The sequence below is a fragment of the Streptomyces sp. NPDC003036 genome, from assembly GCF_040611175.1.
Classification (GTDB): domain Bacteria; phylum Actinomycetota; class Actinomycetes; order Streptomycetales; family Streptomycetaceae; genus Streptomyces.
This window is the reverse complement of the sequence record NZ_JBEXNO010000001.1, coordinates 248435-267688: the sequence shown is the minus strand read 5'-3', so window position 1 is coordinate 267688 and position 19254 is coordinate 248435. Positions and strand designations below refer to the sequence as shown.

Sequence of the window (19254 nt, the reverse complement as noted above, 5' to 3'; positions counted from 1 at the left end):
ACGCCCGGGCGCGATCATCGGGCCATGACGACCACCATCCGCCTCGCCCAGCAGCCGGAGCCCGACGCCCTGCTGGCCCGCAGCCCCCTCGCCGCACTCGTCGGGATGCTGCTCGACCAGCAGGTGCCCATGGAGTGGGCGTTCTCCGGCCCGTACACGATCGCCCAACGGCTGGGCGCCGACGACCTCGACGCGCACGAGATCGCCGCGTACGACCCGGAGGAGTTCGTCGCGCTGCTGTCCGCCAAGCCGGCCGTGCACCGCTACCCCGGCTCGATGGCCAAGCGCGTGCAGCAGCTGTGCCAGTACCTGGTGGAGGAGTACGGCGGTGACGCGAGCGCTGTCTGGTCGGACGCCGCCACCGGCCGGGAGCTGCTCGACCGGCTGCTCGCGCTGCCCGGGTTCGGCAAGCAGAAGGCGCAGATCTTCCTGGCGCTGCTCGGCAAGCAGTACGGCGTACGGCCCGAGGGGTGGCGGGAGGCGGCGGGGGCGTACGGCGAGGAGGGCTCGTACCGTTCGGCCGCCGACATCACCGGGCCGGAGTCGCTCGCCAAGGTCCGCGCGTACAAGCAGGAGGCGAAGCGCGCGGCCAAGACCGCGAAGAGCGCCAAGACCGCGAAGAGCGCCAAGAGCTCCGAGGCCGCCGGAAGTTCAGAGGCGGAGTGACATGTTCCGCAGCGAATCGTACGGAATAACCCGTGAGTTGTGGCACATCTGTTCACAGACGGGGCGGAGATCGCTAGCTTCCCTTCAACCTCGTTCGCACCGGGAAGGACCTCTGTGAACGCAACCCATCGCAGAGCCGTGGCCACTCTGGCCGCAGCCGCACTCGCGACCCCGCTCCTGCTGGCCTCCGCCTCCCCCGCTTCCGCCGGCCGCCTCACGCCCGACGCGGGCGCCGGCGCCGCCAAGGACGCCGCCAAGCTCTCCAAGAAGCTGGTCAGGGAGGCGTCAGCCAAGGACGCCTACAAGCACCTGGAGATGTTCCAGCGCATAGCCGACTCGGCCGGGGGCCACCGCGCCGCCGGCTCGCTCGGGCACGACGCCTCGGCGGCGTACGTGTACCAGCAGCTGAAGAAGGCCGGATACCAGGTCGAGTACCAGAAGTTCGACTTCGTCTACACCGAGACCCAGGCCGAGAAGCTCGCGGTCGTCTCGCCCTCGCCCCGCGCCATCGACATCAAGGCGATGACGTACACCGCGTCCACGCCCGTCGGCGGCCTCAAGGCGGCTGTGGCCGCCGTCCCGGCCCCGGCGACCGACACGACGCCCGGCTGTGAGGCCACCGACTATGCGACCGGCACCTTCACCGGAAAGATCGCCCTGATCAAGCGCGGCGGCTGCACCTTCGCCGACAAGCAGTCCCAGGCCGCCGCCGCCGGCGCGGTCGGCGCGATCATCTACAACAACACCGAGGGCGCCATGTCCGGCACCCTCGGCGACCCGGCCGTGGGCAAGATCCCGACCGGCGGCATCACCAAGGCGGACGGCGAGAAGCTCGCCGCCGACGCCGCGGCCGGGCCGGTGGAGGTGAACTTCGAGATCCGCCAGCTCCGCGAGACGCGCTCCACCAACAACGTCATCGCCGAGACGCAGCGCGGCAACGCCGCCAACACCGTGATGCTCGGCGCCCACCTCGACTCCGTGACGGCCGGCCCCGGCATCAACGACAACGGCTCCGGCTCCGCCGGCCTGCTCGACGTCGCCCTGAAGTTCGCCAAGTCCAAGGAGAAGGACCGCACCACCAACAAGGTGCGCTTCGCCTGGTGGTCGGCCGAGGAGAACGGCCTGCTCGGCTCCGAGCACTACGTCGAGCAGCTCAGCGAGCTCGACCGCAAGGAGATCAAGCTCTACCTGAACTTCGACATGATCGCCTCGCCGAACTACGGCCTGTTCGTGTACGACGGCGACAACTCCGACGCCGTCGGCGCGCCCGCCGGCCCGACCGGCTCGGCGCAGATCGAGCGCGACATCACCACGTTCATGGACGCGCGCGGCCTGCCGCACGAGGGCACCGACTTCACCGGCCGCTCCGACTACGGCCCGTTCATCGCGGTCGGCATCCCCTCCGGCGGTACGTTCACGGGCGCCGAGGGCACCAAGACCGCCAAGCAGGCCGAGAAGTTCGGCGGCACGGCGGGGGTCGCGTACGACGCCTGCTACCACGCCGCGTGCGACGACATCGACAACATCAGCATGGCGGCGTTCGACGCGAACATCGACGTCATCGCCCACAGCGTGGGTACGTACGCCCACGACCTCAGCTCGCTGCGCAAGCCGGTCGAGTCCGTCCCGACCGACGGCGACGCGGGCAGCGGCGGCGGCCTGCACGAGGACCACGATCACGAGGTGACGGAGTAACCTCCATCGGCTCCAGCCGACGAGCCCCCGCGTCCGCGCGGGGGCTCGTTTTGTCGGCACCCGTTTTGTCGGCACCCGTTTTGTCGGCACCCGTTTTGTCGGCACCCGTTTTTTCGGCACCCGTTCTTTCGGCACTCGATTTTCGGCACCACATCGGCCCCACGTGGCTGCGCCCGGCACCGCTCGCCCGGTAGGCTTTCCGTGTGATCTTCAAGCGCATCGGTAACGGGCGGCCGTACCCCGACCACGGCCGGGAATCCACCCGCGCGTGGGCGGACGTCGCGCCGCGCCCGGTCCGCCTCGACCAGCTGGTGACCACCAAGGGCCAGCTGGACCTGGAGACGCTCCTCGCCGAGGACTCGACGTTCTACGGCGACCTCTTCGCGCACGTCGTGAAGTGGCAGGGCGACCTCTACCTCGAGGACGGACTGCACCGCGCCGTACGCGCGGCCCTCCAGCAACGGCAGGTCCTGCACGCGCGCGTGCTGGAGCTGGACTGATCCTGCTGCGCCCGAAAGGCGGCGGGGCCCTCAGCCTTTCGGGGGCAATCACACCCATCCGGCCGCATCGGTTGATCGTTTAGTAGGCATAGTCACCGGGCCGCATTACGCTGCGCCCATGAGCATGCTCACTCCCCCGGGTATGGGCGGAAAGTACCGCATCACGGGTAACGCCTACCCGCGCATGCGCCGCCCCCGTCGCCGCCGCCGGATCGTGCTCGCGGCGGTCGCCGCGGTGGTCACCCTCGGCCTGGCCGGCTGGGGGACGCTCCAGCTCATCGACGTCTTCGGCGGCGGTGGCTCCGGCCCCGGCGGCACGAAGCGCACCACGGCCGCCGGCGCCGCCTGCAAGCCGCGCAAGAGCCCCGCCGCGGTGGTGCGGGTCCCGCTCCAGCCGGCCCAGATCACGGTGAACGTCTACAACGCGACCCCGCGCGCGGGCCTCGCCAAGACGACCGCCGACGAGCTGAAGAAGCGGGGGTTCGCCATCGGCAAGGTGGGCAACGCACCGGCGGCGTACGACAAGAAGGTGCCGGGCGCGGGCCTCCTGCTGGGCGCCGCGGACGCCACCAAGGGCGCCTTCCCGGTCCTCGGTACGCAGCTGAAGGGCGCGGCGCTGAAGACGGACGCCCGCCAGACGGCGGACGTCGACCTCATCATCGGCACGGCGTTCACGGCGCTGACGCCCCCGCAGGACGCCACCGCCGCGCTCACCGCCCTGTCCCGCCCCGCCCCGGCCCCCTCCGGCTGCCCGACCTAGGACCGGGACGAGCCAGGGGTCCGTACGACGGACGAGCCGGGGTCCGGACGTCGGTGGACGTCAGTCGGCGGTGCCGTACATGCGGTCCCCGGCGTCGCCGAGGCCCGGCACGATGTAGCCGTGCTCGTTGAGCCGCTCGTCGACCGAGGCCGTGACGACGGTGACCGGCGTGCCCGCCAGCTCGCGCTCCATCACCTCGACGCCCTCCGGCGCCGCCAGCAGCACGACCGCCGTCACATCGTCGGCGCCGCGCTTGATCAGCTCCCGGATCGCGGCGACCAGCGTGCCGCCGGTGGCCAGCATGGGGTCGAGGACGTACACCTGGCGGCCGGAGAGGTCCTCCGGCATCCGGGTGGCGTACGTCGACGCCTCCAGCGTCTCCTCGTTGCGGATCATGCCGAGGAAGCCGACCTCGGCGGTGGGCAGCAGCCGCACCATGCCGTCGAGCATGCCAAGACCGGCCCGGAGGATCGGCACGACCAGCGGCTTCGGGCTCGACAGCTTCACGCCGGTCGTCCGGGTCACGGGGGTCTCGATGTCGACCTGCTCCGTGCGCACGTCCCGGGTGGCCTCGTACGCGAGCAGGGTGACCAGCTCGTCGGCGAGCCGCCGGAAGGTCGGGGAGTCGGTGCGCTTGTCGCGCAGCGTGGTGAGTTTGTGCGCCACCAGCGGGTGGTCGACGACGTGGATCCGCATGGACTCCACAGTAGCCCGCACTGGCATCAACCCCGTCCGTGGAGGGAAGGTGGGGAGGTCAGGACGTCAGACACCTGGGGGTGGTGGTCGCGATGCCGGACCCGGAAGAGCCGGAAGGACCGGAACAGCCCGACGCCCCGGACGGACGCGGGAACGGACACCCGGACGGACGCGAGAGCAAGGGCGAGACCGACGCCGAGCGACGCCGCCGCCGCGCCCAGTTCCTCCGCGAACTGCACGAGGCCAAGGCCCTGCGCGACCGCGTCCAGCCGCGCCGCGCCAGGGCCGCCAGGATGCGCCAGGCGATGCGGATGCGGACCTTCCGCTGGTGATGCCCGGTGATGCCTGGTGACACGGACCGGCGATCGGGCTCAGACTGGTGCACGACGCAAGAGCGGAACACCTCTCCTGAAGCCCTCGCATCTGCCACGATGCCGAGTGGGCGGGGCATTCTGGAGCGTGCCGCCCGATCGTCACACCTCTGATCAGTGGGAGAGTCACGGTGTACTTCGCCGCACTGCTCGCGCGCACCGAAGACGGGTGGGAAGCGAGCGACACAGAGCTCGACGATGTGGAGACCTTGTCGGATCTGACCGAGCTTGCCCGCGAGGCCTCGGTGGACGACGACACAGTGCTCGTCTTCATCGAGCAGGAGGACGCATGGTTCGGCATCGTCCGCGTGGAGGGTGAGGACGACCCTCGCATCTTCGTCTCGGACGGCGCCGCCGCCGCCCGCTCCTCGTACGGGGAGATCCTCACCAAGGAACTGCTCGGCGACGACCTGGACGACGACACCCCCGACCTGGACGAGCTGGACCTCGACGGCACCGAGGACGGCGAACCGGCCGAGGACGAGGACGAGGAGGAAACGGAGCCCGCGGGCGAGACCGTGCCGGCCGAGCCGCTCGGCGACCTGCTGATCCTGGACGATCTGGGCATGTCGGAGAAGGAGCTGCTGAAGCTCGGGACCGACGCGATGTCCGACATCGCGGACGCGCTCGGCGCCGCGGAGGTCCTGGAGGCGGTCCGCTAGTGCGGCACCCGCACCACCCCGCGGACCCCGCGGGCCCCGGGACGACCATGACCACCCTTCCCGACCACGGCCCCGATCCCGTACGGGATCCCTGGCGCAGCGCGATGCGCCGGGCGCTGGAGGAGGCCGAGCGCGCCGCGCTGGCCGGCGATGTGCCGGTCGGCGCGGTCGTGCTGTCCCCGGACGGCACGGAGCTCGCCGCAGGGCACAACGAGCGCGAGCTGACCGGCGATCCGACGGCGCACGCCGAGGTGGTGGCGCTGCGCCGGGCCGCCGAGCGGGTCGGAGAGTGGCGGCTGCCCGGGTGCACGCTCGTCGTCACGCTGGAGCCGTGCGTGATGTGCGCCGGCGCGCTGGTGCAGTCGCGCGTGGAGCGGGTGGTGTTCGGGGCGCTGGACGAGAAGGCCGGCGCGGTCGGCTCGCTCTGGGACCTCGTACGCGACCGACGGCTCAACCACCGGCCCGAAGTGGTCCACGGGGTGCTGGCGGACGAGTGCTCGGAGCTGCTGACGCGCTTCTTCCGCGATCGCTGACGGGTCGCCGACGGATCGCTGACGACGATCGCGACTATCGATTTCAGCGAACCGGCACCCTTGGGCTAAGCTCTCTCTCGGTAGCGTGTCCGAGCGGCCGAAGGAGCTCGCCTCGAAAGCGAGTGTGGCGCAAGTCACCGAGGGTTCAAATCCCTCCGCTACCGCTCTCTTGTGAAGGGCCTCGTGCGCAGGACGCGCCGGGGCCCTTCGTCATGCGCTCGGTTAGACTCACGCGACCACTGGGGCGATCACCAGAAACGATCACAGGGGAAGACGGGGGAGACCGGGCCGATGGCGCATGCGAAGAAGGTTACGCTCTACATCCTCGTCGTCTTCGTGCTGTACTCGATCATCAACTCCCCCGAGCGCTCGGGCGAACTCGTGAAGGTAGGGTTCGAAGGCATTTCGAGCGCCGCCCAAGGTGTCGGCGACTTCATGACCGAGCTCATCAAGTAGGAGTCCGCTGTGATCCGCCACCTGGTCCTCTTCAAGCTCAACGACGGTGTGCAGCGCGACGAGCCGCGCGTGGTCGAGGCCGTAAAGGCGTTCGAGGAGCTCGGCGGGCTCATCCCCGAGCTGAAGTTCTGGGAGTGCGCCTGGAACATCACCGACCGGCCGATCGCGTACGACTACGCCATCAACTCGGCGGTCGAGGACACGGACGCGCTGAAGCGGTACATCGAGCACCCGGCCCACCAGGCGGCCGCCGGCCAGTGGCGCGAGTTCGCCACCTGGGTGATCGCCGACTACGAGTTCTGAGCCCGCCTCAGTCCCGCGTCAGCCCCGCCTCAGTCGGGCCCCAGTCAGGCCTCAGCCTCGGACCCCCGCCTCCCCTGATCCCCTGATCCATCGAGCCCCGCACCGGTCACTTCCGGTGCGGGGCTTGCTGTATGCCCCCACGCGCGCTCAACACGGCGTTAGCGGGTGCTTGCACACAGTGGACATGTCTTGTGATGCTATGACCGCTTTTGACGGATCAGTTGACCGTACTTGATCGCGAAGGGGTGGCGTGAACGTGCCGGCCAGTACGACGCCTCACCAGGTGCCGCCCCAGAACGAGTCCAACGAGTCCGAGCCCCGCCCCCGGCCGTCGGGGCGGGCCGCCGACACCCGCGCGCTCACCCAGGTGCTCTTCGCCCAGCTGAAGGAGTTGCAGCCCGGCACACCGGAGCACAACCGGGTCCGCGGGGCGCTCATCGAGGCGAACCTCCCCCTGGTGCGGTACGCCGCCGCCCGCTTCCGCTCCCGCAACGAGCCCATGGAGGACGTCGTCCAGGTCGGCACCATTGGACTGATCAACGCGATCGACCGCTTCGACCCGGACCGGGGCGTGCAGTTCCCGACCTTCGCGATGCCGACCGTCGTCGGCGAGATCAAGCGGTACTTCCGCGACAACGTACGCACCGTCCACGTCCCGCGCCGGCTGCACGAGCTGTGGGTGCAGGTGAACGGCGCGACCGAGGACCTGACGACCGCTCACGGGCGCTCGCCGACGACCGCCGAGATCGCCGAGCGGCTGAAGATCTCCGAGGAGGAGGTCCTCTCCTGCATCGAGGCCGGGCGCTCGTACCACGCCACCTCGCTGGAGGCCGCCCAGGAGGGCGACGGGCTGCCGGGGCTGCTGGACCGGCTCGGGTACGAGGACCCCGCGCTGGCGGGCGTCGAGCACCGCGATCTCGTACGCCATCTGCTCGTACAACTGCCCGAGCGCGAGCAGCGGATCCTGATGCTCCGGTACTACAGCAACCTGACGCAGTCCCAGATCAGCCAGGAGCTCGGCGTCTCGCAGATGCACGTGTCAAGGCTCCTCGCACGGAGCTTCGCCCGATTGAGATCCGCAAACAGGATCGAGGCGTAGCTGAAACGGGTAGACCCTTTCAGCCCCACTTCAGGCGGCGGAAAAGCCGCACACCCCCTGTTTCCTGCGCAGATTTGCCCCCATCTTGTCGACAAGTCACTACAGCGTGTTGCCGACATGTGACATTCTGCTGGAACCGCGTTTGCCGCAGTCTCGGCTCCGGTATTCAGGTGGAGGCTGCGTTCCTCCGATGGTCGCGGCCCACGCGACCGTCCGCGACCTCAAGGGGGTGGCATGTCCGCAGAACAGGGCAGCTCGAAGGTGCTCACGCTCACGCCCGTGCCGGAGCTCATGTCCGTGCCCGAGCTCGCGTCGGTGCCCGCACAGGTCGGGATCGCCGAGATCGCAGAGATCACCGGCATCCCGGACGCCCCGCAGTCGGCCGCGGAGGTCGCCGACGCCGCCGAGGTCGCCGAGGTCGCGGAGCTCGCCGCCGTCTCGCACGCCACGAGCGCGCCGGAGGCCATCGACACCCGCACGCTGTCCCGCTCCCTGTTCCAGCGGCTCGCCGTCCTCGGCCAGGACAGCCCCGAACGCACCTACGTCCGGGACACGCTCATCGAGCTGAACCTGCCGCTCGTGCGCTACGCCGCCGCCCGCTTCCGCAGCCGCAACGAGCCGATGGAGGACATCGTCCAGGTCGGCACGATCGGCCTGATCAAGGCGATCGACCGGTTCGACTGCGAACGCGGCGTGGAGTTCCCGACGTTCGCGATGCCGACCGTCGTCGGCGAGATCAAGCGCTTCTTCCGCGACACCTCGTGGTCCGTGCGCGTACCGCGCCGGCTCCAGGAGCTGCGCCTGGCGCTGACGAAGGCGAGCGACGAGCTGGCGCAGAAGCTCGACCGCTCCCCGACCGTCCCCGAACTGGCCGCCGTGCTCGGCGTATCGGAGGAGGACGTGGTCGACGGCCTCGCGGTCGGCAACGCCTACACGGCCTCCTCGCTGGACTCCCCGTCCCCGGAGGACGACGGCGGCGAGGGCTCCCTCGCGGACCGCCTCGGGTACGAGGACACCGCCCTGGAGGGCGTCGAGTACCGCGAGTCGCTCAAGCCGCTCCTCGCCAAACTCCCGCCCCGCGAGCGGCAGATCATCATGCTGCGCTTCTTCGCCAACATGACGCAGTCGCAGATCGGCGAGGAGGTCGGCATCTCGCAGATGCACGTCTCGCGGCTGCTGACGCGCACGCTGGCGCAGCTGCGCGAGGGCCTCATCTCCGACTGAGCCGCCCCTCTCCCCACGTCGAAGGGGGCTCACCGGTGCCGAGCGCACCGGTGAGCCCCCTTCTCCATGCGTATGGGTACGCGGATCAGGCCAGCGCCAGCCAGGCCACCGCCGCGACGATCACCACGACCGCCACGACGCCGGCGATCAGGCCGACCCGGGGGCCGGAGGAGGTCGCGGCCGCCGCCGGCTGCTGCCGCTGCGGCGCGCCCTCGTCGACGAAGGCGCGGAACATCTGAGTGGAGCCCGCGGGGTCGTAGTTGCCGTCGGGGCCCTGCGGGGCGTGGGGGTTGTGTGCCATGGGGCAGGACCCTAGCGAACCGGAGGCCCGCCCCCAACCTCCGCCCGCCCTCCGCCCGGCGTCCATGCGGCACCCGCTCGCCTTTGCCAGGACTTTAGGCGCCTTCGCCCCTTTTTAGTTTGCCTGTAGCAACCAACCTTGTTTATGGTTGCTCTAAGCAACAAGATGTTCGGGGGTGCCTGCCCATGGCCGAGTGGAGTCAGTACGAGGAACTGGCCCGGCAACTGAGCGCCATCGGCGCGGTCAAGCGCGGACTCTCACGGCTCCTGCCCGCCGAGTGCCCCGCCGGCTCCGCCGCCGTCCTGGCGCTGCTCGACCGGTACGGAGAGATGCGGATGAGCCGCCTGGCCGAGCTGCTCGCCGTCGACATGTCGGTGACCAGCCGCCATGTGGCCCACGTCGCCGACCGCGGCTGGATCGAGCGGCTGCCCGACCCGGGCGACCGGCGCTCCCGCATCCTGCGGCTGACGGGCCCGGGCAAGGAGCTGCTCGACGACCTCGGCCGACGGTCGGCGGACCTGTTCGCCCACCACCTCAAGGACTGGTCCGACGACGAGGTCGGACAGCTCAACGCGATGCTGGCCCGCCTCCGGAGCTCCTTCGGAGACTGCCGGCCCCACGCCACTCGTACACAAGCGTAAGGAAGTTCATGGCTACGACCACACCACCCGGTGTGCGGGGCGGCCACCACGCCAAGACCCGAGACGGTGGCGGCGACGGCACGCCCATGACGCACCGGCAGATCATGGAGGCGCTGTCCGGGCTGCTGCTCGGCATGTTCGTCGCCATCCTGTCCTCGACGATCGTCTCCAACGCCCTGCCGGAGATCATCTCCGACCTCGGCGGCGGCCAGAGCGCGTACACCTGGGTCGTCACGGCGGCCCTGCTGTCGATGACCGCCACCACGCCGCTGTGGGGGAAGCTCGCCGACCTCTTCTCCAAGAAGCTGCTGGTGCAGCTCGCCCTCGTCATCTACGTGGCGGGCTCGGTCGTGGCCGGTCTGTCCCAGAACACCGGCATGCTCATCGCCTGCCGCGTCGTCCAGGGCATCGGCGTCGGCGGCCTGACCGCCCTCGCCCAGATCATCATGGCCGCGATGATCTCCCCGCGGGAGCGCGGCCGTTACAGCGGCTACCTCGGCGCCACCTTCGCCGTCGCGACCGTCGGCGGCCCGCTGCTCGGCGGCGTGATCACCGACACGGACTGGCTCGGCTGGCGCTGGTGCTTCTACGTCGGCGTGCCCTTCGCCGTCATCGCGCTCATCGTGCTCCAGAAGACGCTGAAGCTGCCGGTGGTGAAGCGGCAGGTCAAGGTCGACTGGGCGGGCGCCCTCTTCATCAGCGCGGCGGTCTCGCTGCTGCTGGTCTGGGTCACCTTCGCCGGTGACAAGTACGACTGGCTGTCGTGGCAGACGTACGTCATGGTCGCCGGCTCGGTCGTCCTCGGCGCGGTCTTCCTCTTCGTCGAGTCCCGCGCGAGCGAGCCGATCATCCCGCTGCGGCTGTTCCGCAACCGCACCATCGCGCTCGCCTCGCTCGCCTCGCTCTTCGTCGGCGTCGCGATGTTCGCGGGCACGGTCTTCTTCAGCCAGTACTTCCAGCTGGCGCGCGACAAGTCGCCGACGATGTCCGGCGTCATGACCATCCCGATGATCGCCGGCCTGTTCGTGTCGTCGACCGTCTCGGGCTGGATCATCACGCGGACCGGACGCTGGAAGGCGTGGCTGGTCAGCGGCGGTGTGCTGGTGACGGCGGGCCTCGGCCTGCTGGGCACCATCCGGTACGACACCGAGTACTGGCACATCGGCGTCTTCATGGCCGTCATGGGCCTCGGCATCGGCATGATGATGCAGAACCTCGTCCTGTGCACCCAGAACCAGGTCGCCCCGGCGGACCTCGGCTCCGCGTCGTCCATGGTCACCTTCTTCCGCTCGCTGGGCGGTGCGGTCGGCGTCTCCGCGCTGGGCGCGGTCATGGCCAACCGGGTCACCCACTACGTCGAGGACGGCCTCGCCGACCTCGGCCCCAAGGCCGCGGCCCTCGGCCACGGCGGCACGGGCGGCGGCGGCATCCCGGACCTGGACGCGCTGCCCGCCCCCATCCGCACGGTCATGGAGAGCGCGTACGGACACGGCGTCGGCGACGTCTTCCTCTACGCGGCGCCCTTCGCGCTCATCGCGTTCCTCGTGACCCTGTTCATCAAGGAGGTCGCCCTGAAGAGCAACGCGACGCCGGCGCCCGAGCCGGCCGCTGCGACCACTGCTGTGGCTCCGGCGCCCGAGGCGGACGCTGCCCCGGCGGCCGCGGCCACCACCGGCGGCACCCCCGTCACCGGGACCGTCCGCACCGCCGACGGCACGGCCGTCGCCCGCGCCGCCGTCACCCTCATCTCCCTCGGAGGCCGGCAGCTGGGCCGCTCGGTCGCCCACGCCGACGGCACGTACGCCCTCGAGGCGCCGGGCTCCGGCTCGTACGTCCTGATCGCCTCCGCCGACGGCTACCAGCCGCAGGCGTCCACGGTCGTCGTCGGCGAGGACCCGCTGGCCCACGACATTCTGCTCTCCGGTACGAGCGGCCTCGCCGGAGCGGTCCGGGCGGCCGAGGGCGGGGAGCCCGTCGAGGGCGCGATGGTCATCGTCACCGACGTACGCGGCGACGTCCTCGCCTCGGGTACGTCGGCGCAGGACGGCTCCTTCGCCTTCGGCGAGCTGGTGCCCGGCACGGTGACCGTGGCGGTGAACGCCGACGGCTACCGGCCGCTCGCCCTGCCGGCCGAGATCGGCGGCCAGGGCGTGACCCGGGTCGAGGCGCTGCTGGAGGCGGGCGCCCGGCTGCAGGGCACCGTACGGGCCGGGGCGGACCGCCGTCCGCTGGCCGACGCGCGCGTGACGCTCGTCGACGCGGCCGGGAACGTCGTCGCCACGGCGACGACCGGCGAGGACGGCGCGTACGGCTTCGCCGACCTGAACGCGGGCGAGTACACGCTCATCGCGACCGGCTACCCGCCGGTGGCCGGCGCGCTCACCGTGACCGGCCGCGGCCTCGACGGCCATGACATAGAGCTCGCCCACCCCGGCGAGTGACCCACAGCTCGGGTGGATCGAGCGGAGACACCCGATGAAGGGGGCGGCAGGCAGGGGACGGCCTGCCGCCCCGCTTTTCGTACGAGGAGAGAAACCGCATGCCATTGCACGCACACGTACGCACCCGCGACGGCTGGCCGGTCCAGCACGCGGTGGTGACCGTGACCGACATGACGGGCGCCCAGGTGCTGCGGGCCGACGCCGACCCGGACGGAGCCGTCGTCTCTCAGGAGCCGCTCGCGCCGGGCCCGTACACCGTGGTGGTCACGGCGCTCGGCTACGCCCCGGCCGCGCGCACCGCGCTGGTCGCCGGGCACGGCCGGGCGGAGCTCGGCACGGTGGTCCTGGCCCGCGCGGGCGGCGTGGAGCTGCCGCCTCCGGGTGCCTGGACCCTGGACCCGGCGCATTCGTCGGTCGGCGCGGTGGCGCAGCACCTGGGCATCTCCAGCGTGCACGGCCGCTTCACCGACTTCGGCGGCCGTGTCGAGATCGCGCCGGACCTGGCGGCGTCACGCGTGGACGCGGTGATCTCGGCGGCCTCCATCGACACGGGCAACGGCCTGCGCGACAAGCACCTGAAATCGCCCGACTTCCTCGACGTGGAGACGTACCCGGAGATCACCTACCGCAGCCACGGCCTGACCCCGGCGGGCCCGGACCGCTGGACCGTCCACGGCTCCCTCACCCTGCGCGGCATCGTCCGCGAGGTGGACCTGTCACTGACGTACCTGGGGACGGGGCCGGACCCGTGGGGCGGTACGCGCGCGGCCTTCCACGCGACGGCGGAGCTGCGGCGCGAGGACTTCGCGATGAACTACAACCAGGTGGTGCAGGCGGGCATCGCGGCGATCGGCACGACGGTGCGGGTGGAGCTCGACATCCAGGCGGTACGCGGCGAGCAGCTGCCCCAGGCCTAGGACTGGGGCTGGGGCTGGGGCTGGGGCTAGCCCTGGGTGCCGGGCGTGGCGGTCATCGCCTCGATGCCGGCGATCAGGAGCTTGAGCGCGAAGTCGAAGTCGCGTTCGCGCATCTCGTCGACGGTGTCGCCGCCGCGGGCCTCCATCAGCTCGGTGGCCCGCCGGAAGTCCTCCTCCAGGCCGGGCTGTTCCTGGATGACGGCCAGCGCCTCGCGGTAGTACTCGTCCTGGCTCATGCCCGCGCTCGCGCACCGCTGCATGAACTGGCCCTCGACTGTGCCGAATCCGTACACGAATTGGAAGACCGCCTGCGTCGCGCCCGTCTGGGCGTACGCGGGCAGGCCGGTGTTGCCGATGACGCGCTGGACGCGGAGGGCGAAGGCGGTCGAGTGCGGGCCGATGTTGAGGAACCGGCCGACCAGCGGCGACACCCAGGGGTGGCGGACCAGCAGGGCGCGGTAGCCGGCGGCGAGGGCGCGCAGCTCGCCGCGCCAGTCCTCGCCGGCGGCCGGGTCGGGGAGCTCCAGCTCGCCGAAGACCGCGTCGATCGCGAGCTCCAGCAGGTCGTCCTTGGTGTCGACGTACCAGTAGACCGACATCGCCGTGACGTTCAGCTCCGCCGCGAGCCGCCGCATGGAGAACTTCGCGAGGCCCTCGGCGTCCAGCAGCCGGACCGCCGCGGCCGTGATGCGGTCCCGGTCGAGCCCGGAGGGCTGCTCGGTCTCGGCCTTGCGGGCCGCCTTGCGCCCGGCCGCCCGCGCGGTCCTGCCGCCCTCCAGCCACACGCTCGCACGGGCCGGGTGCTTCGCGCGGTCGGCTGCCGACACCATGGGCGTTCCCCTCCTCGGTCTCCGGGCCTTGATGCTATGCCCGGTCCCGTTCGGCTCGGTGCAGCAGCACCGCCGCCAGCAGGCCGCCGGCCAGCACCGCTGCCGCACCCACCAGCTGGCTGGTCTCCAGGCTGGCGGCGAACGCGTCCGCGACGCGCGCCCGGTCGGCCGGCCCGTCGGCCGCCGCGAGCGCCGCCGGGAGCGAGACCGCCGTGACGCCCGTGACGCCCGCCACGGCGACCGCCGACGTGAACCGCGCGTTGAGGACGGCTCCGAGGACGGCGACGCCGAGCCCGTTGCCGAACTCGCCGAGCGTGCCGTTGATGCCGGCGCCCACGCCCGCCTTCTCGGGCGGTATCGCGCTCATGATGGCGTTGGCCATGGCGGGCATGGACACCGCGACGCCCGCGCCCATGACCACGAGCCCGAGCAGCATGCCGCCGTACCCGTGCGCCCCGCCCAGGACGGCGATCGCGGCGAGCCCGGCCGCGACCATGGCCATGCCGAGCGCGATGGTCACCGGCGTACCGAGCTTCGACAGCAGCCGGGCGCCGACGCCGGTCAGGTTGAGGACGACGATGGTCAGCGCGAGCGGCGCGGTCCGCAGGCCCGCGTCGAGCGGCCCGTACCCGAGGACGAACTGCAGGTGCTGCGTCAGCAGGAAGAGCGAGCCGGTCATGCCGAAGGCGACGAGGATCGCGCCCGCGATGGCGCCGACGAAGCGCTGGTTGCGGAAGAAGTGCATGTCGAGCATGGGGTGCGGGGTGCGCAGCTCCCACACCGCGAAGACGCCCAGGACGACCGCGCCGAGCCCGGCGGCGGCCAGGACGCGGCCGGAGGCCCAGCCGTGCTCGGGCCCGGCGATGATCCCGTACACGATCGCGGTCATGCCGATGGTGGACAGCACGGCACCGAGCACATCGGGCCGGTCGCCCTGCTTGTGCTTCGACTCCGGTACGAGCGCGGCGACGGCGGCGAGCCCGAGGACCGCGACCGGGATGTTCACGAGGAAGATCGCACCCCACCAGAAGTGGTCGAGCATGAACCCGCCGAGCAGCGGCCCGGCGGCGAAGCCGAGCGAACTGACCGTCGACCACAGGGCGATGGCCTTGACCCGCTCGCCCTCGTCGAAGATCTGCACGACGACGGCGAGGGTCGTGGTCATCAGCAGCGCGCCGCCGACGCCCATGCCCGCGCGGGCGGCGATCAGCTGCGCGGACGACTGCGCGAGCCCGGCGGCGAGCGAGCCCACCCCGAAGAGGGCGAGGCCGATGAGGAGCATCTTCTTGCGGCCGTAGCGGTCGGCGGCGTTTCCGGCGGTGAGGAGCAGGCCGGACTGGACGAGGGAGTACGCGTTGATCATCCACTGCACGTCGGAGGTCGAGGCGTCGAGCTCGTTGGTGAGGGAGGGGATCGCGACGTTGAGGACGGTGTTGTCGAGCAGCACGGTGAGCTGGGCCAGGCAGATGACGCCGAGGATCAGCCAGCGCTGCGGGTGGCCGCCGCCGGTGGGCGGTGCGGTAGAGAGGGGATCGGCGCTTGTCGCCGTCATCGCGAGTGCTCCTTGTACGGTGTATGGGAGGGGCTTCCGGTGCACCGTACAAGCCGCTCCTATACGGCGTACAACGATTTACGCCCCCGGGTCGGCCGGGTCCGCCCCCGGGTCGGCCGCCGGCTTGATGAGGTATCCCGCCCCCCGCCGGGTGTGGATCATCGGCGGGCGCCCGGCGTCGATCTTCTTGCGCAGGTAGGAGATGTAGAGCTCCACGACGTTGGCGTGTCCCCGGAAGTCGTAGCTCCAGACCCGGTCGAGGATCTGCGCCTTGCCCAACACGCGCCGCGGATTGCGCATCAGGTAGCGCAGCAACTCGAACTCGGTGCCCGTCAGGTGGATGGCCTGCCCGCCGCGCGACACCTCGCGGCTGTCCTCGTCCAGGACCAGGTCCCCGACGACGAGCCGCGAGCGGCGCGCGGCGCCCGAGCGCCGGGTCAGCGCGCGCAGCCGCGCCACGACGTCCTCGATGCCGAAGGGCTTCGTCACCTGGTCGCCCGCGCCGGCCGTGAGCCCCGCGATCCGCTCCACCGCCGCCCCGGCCGCGTCTCTCGGCGGTATCAGGAACAGCACGGGCACGCCGGGAAGTTCGCGCCGCAAGCCGCCGGCCACGGCCGTCCCCTCCCTCCCTTCGCTCCCTTCCCTGTCGGACAGCGTCACGTCCAGCACGACGGCGTCGGGCCGGAACTCCCGGGCGGCCCGTACCGCCCCGACGCCGTCCCCGGCACAGCGCACTTCCCACCCCTCGTACCGCAGGGCGGTGGACAGCAGCTCGGTGAGCGATGCCTCGTCGTCGACGACGAGGACCCTAAGTCCGGTCTCGGTAGGCATGAGTCCACGATCGCGACCACGCCTGAGAGGAACCTTGCCCGTCCCTGTGATTTCCCTGAGAAAGCTCCTGAGCGGTACGTCCTCAGAACAGCCCGCCCTGCTCCCCTCGCGGCGTCCGTACGACGGGCATCGTGACGTCGTCCTCGCCGTCGCCCGGCACGAGGTCCCACCCACTGATCAGCCGGGTGTCGAGCACCACGCGGCGCCCGTCGCCCGTGAGGAGATGCAGGTCCGGCCCCGCTACGGCGACGACGGCCCCGCGCACGCTCCCTCCGGCGACGAGCTCGCTGACGACGCCGTCCACGGCGTCCACCCGACCCAGGTTGAACACCTCCGCGTGGTCGACGACCCGCGGCTCGGCCGCCCGTTCCAGCGTCTCGCCCCAGCCGGGCACCCCCGCGGCCCGCCGGTACAGCGCCACCACCTCCGCCGCCCGGTCGGCCGCGTCCGGCAGCCGTACGCGCGCGGCGCGCTTGGCGGCGTACGGGATGCGGTCGGGCACCCCCAGCGCCGTACCGAGCACCTCCTCGGTCCGCCGCGCCGCCATCAACGGCCCGCGCCCGAGCCAGGTGTACGCCACGGCCCCCTGCTCCAGCAGCCGCGCGTCGCCCCGCTCCTCCGCGGTGATGCCGACCTTGACCATGCCGGGCCCGAACCAGGCGAGGTACACGCGGTACGTCCTCGGGTCCTCCACCGCGGTGTCCGCCGCCACGGAGTGCGCCCGGTCCAGGCGCGCGCATTCGGCGCAGCGGCCCCCGGTACTGCGCCCGGCCACGACGGCCCCCACGACGCACGGCCGCCCGCGCGCCCCCACGCACCGCCGCTCCCCGACGGCCCGGAAACCGATCTCGCGCCCGTACGACAGCGGACTGACCCGCCCCCGCTCCCACACCAGCACGGGCCGGCGCTCCTGCCACCGCAGCCCGACGGCCCTGGTCACCCCCGGTACCGCAGGCGCGGCGCCGACCCGGTGTCGTGCAGGTCCCGCAGCACGGGGCGCGCCTCCCGCGCCTCGCGCAGCATCTCCGGATCGAGGTCCGCCACGACGATCTCCCGCTTCTCGGGCCCGGCCTCGGCCACCAGCCGCCCGTCGGGCCCCCACACTCCGCTGCCGCCGCAGGTGTGCCAGCCGCCCGTCACTCCCACGTGGTTGGCGAGCACCGTGTACATGGTGTTGTCGAACGCCCTGGCCGGAAACCACATGCGCGACTCGTGGTACCCGTTCCCGACCCCGAACAGCGCCCCCACGACGTACGCGTGACATCCGTCGAGCGCGGCGGCCCTGGCGTGCTCCGGGAACCCGGAGTCGTAACAGACCCCGATCCCGAGCCGCCACCCGTCCACCTCGACCGTGCACCCGGCCGCCCCCTGCCGGTACACCTCCCGCTCCCCGGCGAACAGCGTCTGCTTGTCGTACCGCCCGGCGAGCCGCCCCTGGTCGTCCAGGACGAGCGCCGACACGTACAGCTCCCCCGCCTCGTACACGGCGGCCCCCACCACCCCCACGACCCCAGCGTCCCGACAGGCCTCCCGCACCGGCTCCAGCCGCCCGTCCTCCCCCTGCACGGCGCACCGCTCCGGCTCGGCGGCGATCAGCCCGGGCTCGTACCCGGTCAGAAACTTCTCCGGAAACACCACCACCCGCGCCCCGCTCCCGGCGGCCTCCCGCACCATGTCCGCGACGACCGCGGCATTCGCCTCGACATCCCCGGCGACGGGGCACGCCTGCGCGGCGGCGACACGCAGGACCTGGGAGGGCAGCTGATCACTTCGCATGCCGGCCAACCTAACCGCCGGAGCTGTCACACCCCTCCCTTAGGCTGCGCCCCATGTGGAAGGAAGCCGCTGCCGCATCCCTGCCCGACGCCCGGTTCCGGCCACCCGTCGAGCCGCCGGCCCTGGCCGAGGCGGAGCGGCGCCTGGGGCGGAGCCTGCCACCGCGGCTGATCGCGCTGCTGAGCGAAACGGACGGGATCACCGGTCCACACGGAACGGACGTCGTCTGGCCCCTGGACCGGATCGTGGAGCAGAACCTGCTCTTCTGGTCCCCGGACGCTTTCCCGGACCTCTACATGCCCTTCGATCCACTGCTCTTCTTCGGCGACAACGGCGGCGGCGACCAGTTCGCCTTCGTCCTGACGCCCGAGCGCCCGGACATATTCGTCTGGGACCACGAAACCGACAGCCGTGTATGGGCGGCCGGAGGACTGAAGGACTACTTGGGCCGAGCTCTCGCGGGCGTGGGTGATTGGTGGCGGTAGCACGTTTGGCCCCGCACAACGCCAGATGCCCCGCATCGGGCACGCGTCAGCTGCACGGGTTGACGCGCTCCAGGCCCTGATCCTACTGTCCGCCTTGCGCGCGGTTGCAGCCGACAGCAAGGAAAGCCGACCGACCGGATTCTGATTCATACCGAAATCCGAGTAAGTGAGGGTAGTCGTGGGAGTACTGCTCTCGTACTTGCTGCTTTTCCTTGTTGCATGCGGTTTGATGGCGCTGCAGATTGCCGGCTCATTCCTGCTCATGTTGAGTGCCGCTCTGTTCATCCGGCGCTTCGCTACTGCGCGCAAGCCTCGACCCAATGGCCACTTCCCGAAAGTGATGCGAGTGGCGCCATATGTGCTCGGCGGCATCGGCATGTGCTTGCTGGTTCCTGCTTCGGCAGCGCTCTTCATCGGCCGGAAGTGGGGCATTTTCGAAGCCTGGGCGATATAGGCCGAACCCGTTGTGGCCTGCGAGGGCATCGTCGGCCTGTCGAGGCCGGTCGCGGCCCGGA

Annotated in this window: 23 protein-coding genes and 1 tRNA gene; 17 read left to right on the top strand and 7 right to left on the bottom strand. The window is 71.2% G+C overall.

Annotation, left to right across the window (positions count from 1 at the left end; translation table 11 throughout):
• The first annotated feature begins 24 nt into the window (after window positions 1-24).
• The 4 genes from ABZX67_RS01260 to ABZX67_RS01245 all read left to right on the top strand — a co-directional run bounded on the left by ABZX67_RS01260 (window position 25) and on the right by ABZX67_RS01245 (window position 3621).
• Window positions 25-666 carry an HhH-GPD-type base excision DNA repair protein gene (locus tag ABZX67_RS01260; protein ID WP_355352550.1) on the top strand — a complete coding sequence of 214 codons (642 nt, stop codon included), beginning with the start codon at window positions 25-27 and terminating at the stop codon, window positions 664-666.
• Between the two features lie 138 nt (window positions 667-804).
• On the top strand, window positions 805-2361 hold the full coding sequence (locus ABZX67_RS01255; RefSeq protein ID WP_355352547.1) for a M28 family metallopeptidase: 1557 nt from the start codon (window positions 805-807) through the stop codon (window positions 2359-2361).
• Window positions 2362-2564: 203 nt separating this feature from the next.
• Window positions 2565-2861 (top strand): type II toxin-antitoxin system VapB family antitoxin, encoded by a 297-nt coding sequence (locus ABZX67_RS01250; RefSeq protein ID WP_289921192.1) that lies wholly within the window; start codon window positions 2565-2567, stop codon window positions 2859-2861.
• Window positions 2862-2979: 118 nt separating this feature from the next.
• Entirely contained in the window at window positions 2980-3621 is a 642-nt protein-coding gene (locus ABZX67_RS01245; protein ID WP_355352544.1) for a LytR C-terminal domain-containing protein, read from the top strand.
• A 60-nt stretch (window positions 3622-3681) separates the two neighbouring features.
• On the opposite strand, the gene upp is transcribed toward ABZX67_RS01245, so the two are convergent.
• Window positions 3682-4317 (bottom strand): uracil phosphoribosyltransferase, encoded by a 636-nt coding sequence (upp, locus tag ABZX67_RS01240; RefSeq protein WP_355352541.1) that lies wholly within the window; start codon window positions 4315-4317, stop codon window positions 3682-3684.
• Between the two features lie 92 nt (window positions 4318-4409).
• Between upp and ABZX67_RS01235 the strand changes: the two genes are divergently transcribed.
• The 8 genes from ABZX67_RS01235 (at window position 4410) to ABZX67_RS01200 (ending at window position 8965) form a co-directional block, all read left to right on the top strand.
• Window positions 4410-4649 (top strand): hypothetical protein, encoded by a 240-nt coding sequence (locus ABZX67_RS01235; protein WP_355352538.1) that lies wholly within the window; start codon window positions 4410-4412, stop codon window positions 4647-4649.
• A 170-nt stretch (window positions 4650-4819) separates the two neighbouring features.
• The gene (locus ABZX67_RS01230; protein ID WP_355352535.1) at window positions 4820-5350 is read left to right on the top strand and encodes a hypothetical protein; all 531 of its coding nucleotides are present in this window, start codon (window positions 4820-4822) and stop codon (window positions 5348-5350) included.
• Window positions 5351-5397: 47 nt separating this feature from the next.
• Window positions 5398-5883, top strand: a complete 486-nt coding sequence (tadA, locus tag ABZX67_RS01225; RefSeq protein ID WP_355352532.1) for a tRNA adenosine(34) deaminase TadA — start codon at window positions 5398-5400, stop codon at window positions 5881-5883.
• Window positions 5884-5962: 79 nt separating this feature from the next.
• Window positions 5963-6047, top strand: a tRNA-Ser gene (locus ABZX67_RS01220).
• 127 nt (window positions 6048-6174) lie between these two features.
• Window positions 6175-6339, top strand: a complete 165-nt coding sequence (locus tag ABZX67_RS01215; RefSeq protein WP_355352529.1) for a hypothetical protein — start codon at window positions 6175-6177, stop codon at window positions 6337-6339.
• A 9-nt stretch (window positions 6340-6348) separates the two neighbouring features.
• The gene (locus tag ABZX67_RS01210) at window positions 6349-6642 is read left to right on the top strand and encodes a Dabb family protein (protein ID WP_355352526.1); all 294 of its coding nucleotides are present in this window, start codon (window positions 6349-6351) and stop codon (window positions 6640-6642) included.
• 283 nt (window positions 6643-6925) lie between these two features.
• Window positions 6926-7741 (top strand): RNA polymerase sigma factor SigF, encoded by an 816-nt coding sequence (locus ABZX67_RS01205; protein ID WP_355352729.1) that lies wholly within the window; start codon window positions 6926-6928, stop codon window positions 7739-7741.
• Between the two features lie 234 nt (window positions 7742-7975).
• A complete protein-coding gene (locus tag ABZX67_RS01200) occupies window positions 7976-8965 on the top strand; it encodes an RNA polymerase sigma factor SigF (protein ID WP_355352523.1) in 990 nt (329 codons plus the stop codon).
• Between the two features lie 85 nt (window positions 8966-9050).
• On the opposite strand, the gene ABZX67_RS01195 is transcribed toward ABZX67_RS01200, so the two are convergent.
• Window positions 9051-9266, bottom strand: coding sequence for a hypothetical protein (locus ABZX67_RS01195; RefSeq protein WP_355352520.1), 216 nt, complete (start codon window positions 9264-9266; stop codon window positions 9051-9053).
• Window positions 9267-9451: 185 nt separating this feature from the next.
• On the opposite strand from ABZX67_RS01195, the gene ABZX67_RS01190 reads away from it, so the two are divergent.
• The 3 genes from ABZX67_RS01190 to ABZX67_RS01180 all read left to right on the top strand — a co-directional run bounded on the left by ABZX67_RS01190 (window position 9452) and on the right by ABZX67_RS01180 (window position 13265).
• Complete coding sequence (locus ABZX67_RS01190) at window positions 9452-9907, top strand: MarR family transcriptional regulator (RefSeq protein WP_355352517.1); 456 nt, start codon at window positions 9452-9454, stop codon at window positions 9905-9907.
• An 8-nt stretch (window positions 9908-9915) separates the two neighbouring features.
• A complete protein-coding gene (locus ABZX67_RS01185; RefSeq protein WP_355352514.1) occupies window positions 9916-12348 on the top strand; it encodes an MFS transporter in 2433 nt (810 codons plus the stop codon).
• Window positions 12349-12446: 98 nt separating this feature from the next.
• Window positions 12447-13265, top strand: coding sequence for a YceI family protein (locus tag ABZX67_RS01180; RefSeq protein ID WP_355352511.1), 819 nt, complete (start codon window positions 12447-12449; stop codon window positions 13263-13265).
• Window positions 13266-13291: 26 nt separating this feature from the next.
• Here ABZX67_RS01180 and ABZX67_RS01175 read toward each other — a convergent pair whose 3' ends face one another.
• The 5 genes from ABZX67_RS01175 to ABZX67_RS01155 all read right to left on the bottom strand — a co-directional run bounded on the left by ABZX67_RS01175 (window position 13292) and on the right by ABZX67_RS01155 (window position 18254).
• A complete protein-coding gene (locus ABZX67_RS01175; RefSeq protein WP_355352508.1) occupies window positions 13292-14095 on the bottom strand; it encodes a TetR/AcrR family transcriptional regulator in 804 nt (267 codons plus the stop codon).
• A 34-nt stretch (window positions 14096-14129) separates the two neighbouring features.
• Window positions 14130-15647: an MFS transporter gene (locus ABZX67_RS01170; protein WP_355352505.1), complete on the bottom strand. Its 1518-nt coding sequence runs from the start codon at window positions 15645-15647 to the stop codon at window positions 14130-14132.
• Between the two features lie 78 nt (window positions 15648-15725).
• Window positions 15726-16478, bottom strand: a complete 753-nt coding sequence (locus ABZX67_RS01165) for a response regulator transcription factor (RefSeq protein WP_355352502.1) — start codon at window positions 16476-16478, stop codon at window positions 15726-15728.
• A gap of 82 nt (window positions 16479-16560) precedes the next feature.
• Window positions 16561-17418, bottom strand: a complete 858-nt coding sequence (locus ABZX67_RS01160; protein WP_355352499.1) for a DUF2797 domain-containing protein — start codon at window positions 17416-17418, stop codon at window positions 16561-16563.
• Window positions 17415-18254 carry a carbon-nitrogen hydrolase family protein gene (locus ABZX67_RS01155; protein WP_355352496.1) on the bottom strand — a complete coding sequence of 280 codons (840 nt, stop codon included), beginning with the start codon at window positions 18252-18254 and terminating at the stop codon, window positions 17415-17417. The genes ABZX67_RS01160 and ABZX67_RS01155 overlap by 4 nt, the downstream gene beginning before the upstream one ends.
• 53 nt (window positions 18255-18307) lie before the next feature.
• Here ABZX67_RS01155 and ABZX67_RS01150 point away from each other — a divergent pair, with 53 nt between their 5' ends.
• On the top strand, window positions 18308-18739 hold the full coding sequence (locus tag ABZX67_RS01150) for an SMI1/KNR4 family protein (RefSeq protein ID WP_355352493.1): 432 nt from the start codon (window positions 18308-18310) through the stop codon (window positions 18737-18739).
• A 229-nt stretch (window positions 18740-18968) separates the two neighbouring features.
• Complete coding sequence (locus ABZX67_RS01145) at window positions 18969-19193, top strand: hypothetical protein (RefSeq protein WP_355352490.1); 225 nt, start codon at window positions 18969-18971, stop codon at window positions 19191-19193.
• The last annotated feature ends 61 nt before the right edge of the window (window positions 19194-19254 follow it).

What these genes read in the sequence shown, in the direction of transcription:
- ABZX67_RS01195 (WP_355352520.1), bottom strand. Translation starts at nt 9,266, where the DNA reads ATGGCACACAACCCCCACGCCCCGCAGGGCCCCGACGGCAACTACGAC.
- upp (WP_355352541.1), bottom strand. Translation starts at nt 4,317, where the DNA reads ATGCGGATCCACGTCGTCGACCACCCGCTGGTGGCGCACAAACTCACC.
- ABZX67_RS01155 (WP_355352496.1), bottom strand. Translation starts at nt 18,254, where the DNA reads ATGCGAAGTGATCAGCTGCCCTCCCAGGTCCTGCGTGTCGCCGCCGCG.
- ABZX67_RS01145 (WP_355352490.1), top strand. Translation starts at nt 18,969, where the DNA reads ATGGCGCTGCAGATTGCCGGCTCATTCCTGCTCATGTTGAGTGCCGCT.
- ABZX67_RS01150 (WP_355352493.1), top strand. Translation starts at nt 18,308, where the DNA reads ATGTGGAAGGAAGCCGCTGCCGCATCCCTGCCCGACGCCCGGTTCCGG.
- ABZX67_RS01200 (WP_355352523.1), top strand. Translation starts at nt 7,976, where the DNA reads ATGTCCGCAGAACAGGGCAGCTCGAAGGTGCTCACGCTCACGCCCGTG.
- ABZX67_RS01170 (WP_355352505.1), bottom strand. Translation starts at nt 15,647, where the DNA reads ATGACGGCGACAAGCGCCGATCCCCTCTCTACCGCACCGCCCACCGGC.
- ABZX67_RS01215 (WP_355352529.1), top strand. Translation starts at nt 6,175, where the DNA reads ATGGCGCATGCGAAGAAGGTTACGCTCTACATCCTCGTCGTCTTCGTG.
- ABZX67_RS01180 (WP_355352511.1), top strand. Translation starts at nt 12,447, where the DNA reads ATGCCATTGCACGCACACGTACGCACCCGCGACGGCTGGCCGGTCCAG.
- ABZX67_RS01260 (WP_355352550.1), top strand. Translation starts at nt 25, where the DNA reads ATGACGACCACCATCCGCCTCGCCCAGCAGCCGGAGCCCGACGCCCTG.
- ABZX67_RS01245 (WP_355352544.1), top strand. Translation starts at nt 2,980, where the DNA reads ATGAGCATGCTCACTCCCCCGGGTATGGGCGGAAAGTACCGCATCACG.
- ABZX67_RS01235 (WP_355352538.1), top strand. Translation starts at nt 4,410, where the DNA reads ATGCCGGACCCGGAAGAGCCGGAAGGACCGGAACAGCCCGACGCCCCG.
- ABZX67_RS01165 (WP_355352502.1), bottom strand. Translation starts at nt 16,478, where the DNA reads ATGCCTACCGAGACCGGACTTAGGGTCCTCGTCGTCGACGACGAGGCA.
- ABZX67_RS01185 (WP_355352514.1), top strand. Translation starts at nt 9,916, where the DNA reads ATGGCTACGACCACACCACCCGGTGTGCGGGGCGGCCACCACGCCAAG.
- ABZX67_RS01190 (WP_355352517.1), top strand. Translation starts at nt 9,452, where the DNA reads ATGGCCGAGTGGAGTCAGTACGAGGAACTGGCCCGGCAACTGAGCGCC.
- tadA (WP_355352532.1), top strand. Translation starts at nt 5,398, where the DNA reads ATGACCACCCTTCCCGACCACGGCCCCGATCCCGTACGGGATCCCTGG.
- ABZX67_RS01175 (WP_355352508.1), bottom strand. Translation starts at nt 14,095, where the DNA reads ATGGTGTCGGCAGCCGACCGCGCGAAGCACCCGGCCCGTGCGAGCGTG.